General features: G+C 39.6%; 6 protein-coding genes and 1 pseudogene. All 7 read left to right on the forward strand.

Annotation, left to right across the window (positions count from 1 at the left end; translation table 11 throughout):
- Positions 1-355: 355 nt before the first annotated feature.
- Positions 356-499: pseudogene (locus tag G614_RS34770) on the forward strand (recombinase family protein); the annotation flags it as partial.
- A 3-nt stretch (positions 500-502) separates the two neighbouring features.
- Positions 503-910, forward strand: coding sequence for a zinc ribbon domain-containing protein (locus G614_RS33170; protein ID WP_027643824.1), 408 nt, complete (start codon positions 503-505; stop codon positions 908-910).
- Positions 855-2,186, forward strand: a complete 1,332-nt coding sequence (locus G614_RS0123415; protein ID WP_027643825.1) for a recombinase family protein — start codon at positions 855-857, stop codon at positions 2,184-2,186. The genes G614_RS33170 and G614_RS0123415 overlap by 56 nt, the downstream gene beginning before the upstream one ends.
- A gap of 88 nt (positions 2,187-2,274) precedes the next feature.
- Positions 2,275-2,478 (forward strand): helix-turn-helix domain-containing protein, encoded by a 204-nt coding sequence (locus G614_RS0123420; protein WP_027643826.1) that lies wholly within the window; start codon positions 2,275-2,277, stop codon positions 2,476-2,478.
- A 13-nt stretch (positions 2,479-2,491) separates the two neighbouring features.
- Entirely contained in the window at positions 2,492-3,505 is a 1,014-nt protein-coding gene (locus G614_RS0123425) for an AAA family ATPase (protein WP_027643827.1), read from the forward strand.
- Complete coding sequence (locus G614_RS0123430; protein WP_027643828.1) at positions 3,505-4,398, forward strand: hypothetical protein; 894 nt, start codon at positions 3,505-3,507, stop codon at positions 4,396-4,398. The genes G614_RS0123425 and G614_RS0123430 overlap by 1 nt, the downstream gene beginning before the upstream one ends.
- Positions 4,399-4,457: 59 nt before the next feature.
- A partial coding sequence (locus G614_RS0123435; RefSeq protein WP_242828201.1) for a helix-turn-helix domain-containing protein occupies positions 4,458-4,711 on the forward strand: 254 nt, incomplete at its 3' end.

Genomic DNA, 4,711 nt, shown 5'->3' on the forward strand with positions numbered 1-4,711 from the left:
AGGCTTAAATGGATCAAGTTTTGAAGGATTCTCCTGTGCAATCGGTGGAACAGGGGAGAAATCATCCTGTGAGAGGTATTTGCGTATTGTTTTGGGATCCGAGCCGGTTTTTTCGGAAATTTCACTGATTCGGTATCCACAACTGCTCAAATCTTTGATATGATTGATTTGGGACATAGTGAGCATCTTCCTTTCCTCCTTTATCTTTGGTCGTGCTTAGATAAAGGATAAGCGTTAGTTAAAGGGGATTCAATATGTCCCGCCTTTTTTAGGGAATTTCCCTTGCTCTTTTCAGGGAATTCTGACGCTTTTTTTCGGTAATTCTAGTGTATCATAAACAGCCAATGAAAAGTATAAAGGGGATTTCCTTTTACAGAAATATTATACGCCGCCAGATAAGCGGAATTTCACACGAAAAAATCGTGGGGAAGTACAAAGCTATTACATTTCAGAAAACCATGAGCCGATTGTTTCACCGGAAGTGTGGCAGCAGGCGCAGGAGATGCGGGATTACCGGAAAAAGATCAGAAATATCGGACAGGATGGGACGAGGAAATTTCAGAACCGGTATCCCTTAAGCGGAATGTTGATCTGCCCGTATTGTGGAAGGACACTTCGGCGGAGGCAGGTTTATAAGAAAAAGATCCAATGGCTGTGCAGCACTTACATTGAGCAGGGGAAACAGGCGTGCAAGGGAATCCGGATTGATGATGCGGAACTTGCAGGACTGCACATCACGGAACAAACGGTAGTAGAGGAGGTTTTGAAGGATGGCAAGAAGCATTACCGTTATACCAGCAAGGCAGAATTCGACTTCACAGGAGAATCCCAGCCAGAACGTCCGGAGGATACGGATGGCAGCGTACTGCCGGGTGTCAACCGACCAAGAAGAGCAGTTATTAAGCTATGAGAACCAGGTGAGTTATTATACGAAATTCATCAAAGACAATCCGCTGTATACGTTTGCCGGGGTCTATGCGGATGAAGGAATTTCCGCAACCAATACTAAAAAGAGAGAAGAATTCAACCGCATGATCGCAGACTGCAGGGATGGAAAAATTGATATGATCATTACGAAATCCATCTCCCGGTTTGCAAGAAATACATTGGACTGCCTGAATTATGTACGGGAATTGAAAGAACTTGGCATCGGGATTCTTTTTGAAAAAGAGAATATCAATACCCTGGATGCAAAGGGAGAAGTCCTGCTTACAATCCTCTCTTCCCTGGCACAGGATGAAAGCCGGTCGATTTCTGAAAACTCCACATGGGGTATCCGCAGGCGCTTTGAAACAGGAAAGCATAAGATGAGTACCAAGCGGTTCCTGGGATATGACAGCAATGAAACAGGAAAACTAATCGTCAATTCCAGACAGGCAAAGATCGTTGTCCGGCTGTTTCAGGAATTCCTGGATGGAAAGACTACGGATTACATCAAACGGATCTTTGAGCGGGAAGGGGTAATAAATTGGGATGGAAGCACCAAGTGGCATGCCACTACAATGAACAGTATGCTCCAGAATGAAAAGTATAAAGGAGATGCCCTGCTGCAGAAGAGTTACACTGTGGATTTTTTGACAAAGAAGCGGGCGAAGAATGCCGGAGAAGTCCAGATGTACTATGTGGAGGATGATCATGAAGCGATTATAGATCCACGTATATGGGAATGCGTCCAGTTAGAATTTAAACGGAGAGAAAAATATCTAAAGGAGCATGGAACCCATTCTTATTCCCGGAATCCCGAAACAAATCCATTTGCTTCCCGGATTGTCTGTGGGACATGCAATAAAGTCTTTTCCAGAAAGGGATGGCGCAGCAGTGCCGGATATGATAGGAAAGTATGGCAATGCAGCGAAAGGTACCGGGTGAAAGGGGTTCAGGGATGCGATAACCGCCACGTGGAGGAAGAGACGCTGGTGAAGGCATATCTTATGGCCTGGAATGCGTTGGTGGAAAATCGTGAGAGCTTCCTGGAACAGTGGAAACAGCAAATGCAGGGAGAGGATCTCCTGGCCGGATACCGGGCGGAGAAATTTGCGGAGTATACAAAAGATGCGAAGTCACTGAAAGAGATGGACACGGATTTTATGTTGAAAACGCTGGACCATATCAAGGTGTTTGAGGATGGGACATTGCTGGTGGTGTTTCTGGACGGATCGGAGATTGAGTGTAGAAGTGAAGAATAGAAAGCAGAATAGAAAAAACAAATTTGATTGCTCTGTTTGCTATCATATGTTATATTTTATATAACATATGATAGCAAACGGAGGAGCTATGGAGTTTTCAAAAAAAGTTAAAAAGGTTAGAAAAAAATTAGGCTTAAGTCAGCGAGAACTGGCACAAGCATTAAGTGTTAGTTTTGCAACAATTAATCGTTGGGAGAATGGACATGTAATTCCAAGTAATCTTGCAAAGAAGAGTTTCTATGACTTTTGTGAAAGCAATTTTATAAATTTAGAGGAAATAGATAACGAATAAGGAGAATGTGAAAATGGCTAGAGCAGATTTGCTTTGTGAATTAATAAAAAATGGTTTGGAAGAAAATGAAGTAGGATTTAGAAAAGTAGCGGAGGCTATTTGCGCAGATGAAAGAGGAAAACAACATGGTATTCTTGCTGATAAAATAGAAGAGTTGCTAAAAAATTCAAAAAACAACTCAAAACGTGGAGATAGTATGACGACTCCATCACTAATGAGAAGAACTCAAAAAGAAAATATGTTATTTTCAGAGAAGGAACCTAAAAAGAGGCTGGAGCAGTTAGTGTTGCCTCCGAGCGTTTTGGAGGCTTGTAGAGGCTTGATTGAAGAGCAATTACGTGCAGATCTTTTGCGTTCATATGGTGTTGAACCACGAAGTAAAGTATTATTGGTTGGACCTCCTGGGAATGGAAAAACGTCTTTAGCAGAAGCAATAGCAGAAGCACTAATGATACCATTGTATACAGTAAGATACGAGGGCATTGTAGGTTCATATTTAGGAGAAACAGCATCAAATTTGTCAAAATTATTTGAATATGTTAGGACGAGACCTTGTGTTTTATTTTTTGATGAATTTGAAACGTTGGGGAAAGAACGAGGCGATATGCATGAAACGGGTGAGATTAAAAGAGTGGTTAGCTCGTTACTATTGCATATAGATGCGCTGCCAAGCTATGTCATTGCCATAGGAGCTACCAATCATGATAATTTATTAGATCAAGCAGCATGGAGAAGATTTCAAATAAGAGTGGAATTACCTAGACCTACGAGGGTTAATTTAGAAAAGTGGTTTTCAAATTTTGAAAGAGAAAAGGGATTTAAATTTGGATATGAAGCAAGTACGCTTGCTAAAAAAGCATTGGGATTTAGTTATGCGGAAGTTGAGGAATTGGCGTTAGAAATTTATAGACAATATGTATTGAGTCTTCCAGAGGCTAATGTGAAAGCAATTACAGATAGGGTTATAAAATTATGGAATACGCAGAAAAAAATGCAATCAGTATATAATGCGGAAGGAGAAGTATAATGAATGAAAGGCCGATAATCTTGTTTCCATCACCAGAAGAAGCAGCAAGAATAAAAAGGAAAGTACCAATTATTCCGCCAAAGTTTCCTAATAAAGAAAGACAGTATAATAGATTAATGCCTAAATTTACTGTGCTAAAAAAGAGTTTTGAAAATAAGAGCATTGAATTACAGGATTCGGTAACAGGTATTGAACCTGAGTTTGCGTTAGTTTTTGAAATTATTGGGAGCGTTGATAATTTTTATAATGCTGTAAAAAAAGTAAAGGGAATGGAGTGGATATTTGAATATCATGAATCGGATATTGAAGCCGATGAGGATTTTTATAAGGTAGATAGACAAGGTAATAAAGAAGATGGAACGCTGACTGGGAAAGTATATTGTGTTATGACCAATAAAGAAGCTTTAAATCAGCTTTTGTCTTTATGGGAGAGATATGTAAATGGCGAAGATAACGTATTTCCATTTGGATTTGCAGGATTAAGGGATATTTTTACACATATAAAGGATATACGACCTTGGAATGCGAAAGATAGAATTGAAGAGACCCATGTGATGGAATATTGGAAAGAAGAATTGGATTTTACGGGAACTAATGTTGTACCATTTGAAATAGAACTTTTCTACAGAAAAGATAATAATAAACGTAGAAAGGCATCTGGAAATATAGAAGCGGTTATTAAAGAATTGGGAGGAAATGTACTGCAAAATTGTGTGATTGAAGGCATACAATATCATTCTTTATTAGTTTCGCTTCCCAAAAAAGTTATTGGTGATTTGGTAAGCAAATACGAAGATATACGGTTGGCAAAAATTGATGATGTTATGTTTTTTAGACCAGTATCACAAGCCATGGAAACTAATTATACAGACACTAGTATAACTCGATTTTAATAAGTTTACATTATTATCCTGAAATGGTATAATACTTATAGACCATTTCAGGAGGTAAAATGATGCCAAAGAGTGCTACGCCTATTTTTCTTTCCAATGATGATAAGTCATATTTAAAGTCCATTCTACAGAAGGGGACTGTTGAAGCCAGAGTCCACAGGAGAGCCAAAATCCTCTTATTAAAATCAGATGGCATGGCAGATGAAGCCATTGCTGACAAACTCGATATTTCGAGACCGACGGTAAAGCTCTGCCTGAAAAAATATATGGAATCAGGCGTGAAAGCTGCCATGGAAGACAGTAAAGGCCGTGG

Origin of the sequence: [Clostridium] clostridioforme AGR2157 (assembly GCF_000424325.1) — a bacterium.
GTDB lineage: Bacteria > Bacillota > Clostridia > Lachnospirales > Lachnospiraceae > Enterocloster > Enterocloster clostridioformis_A.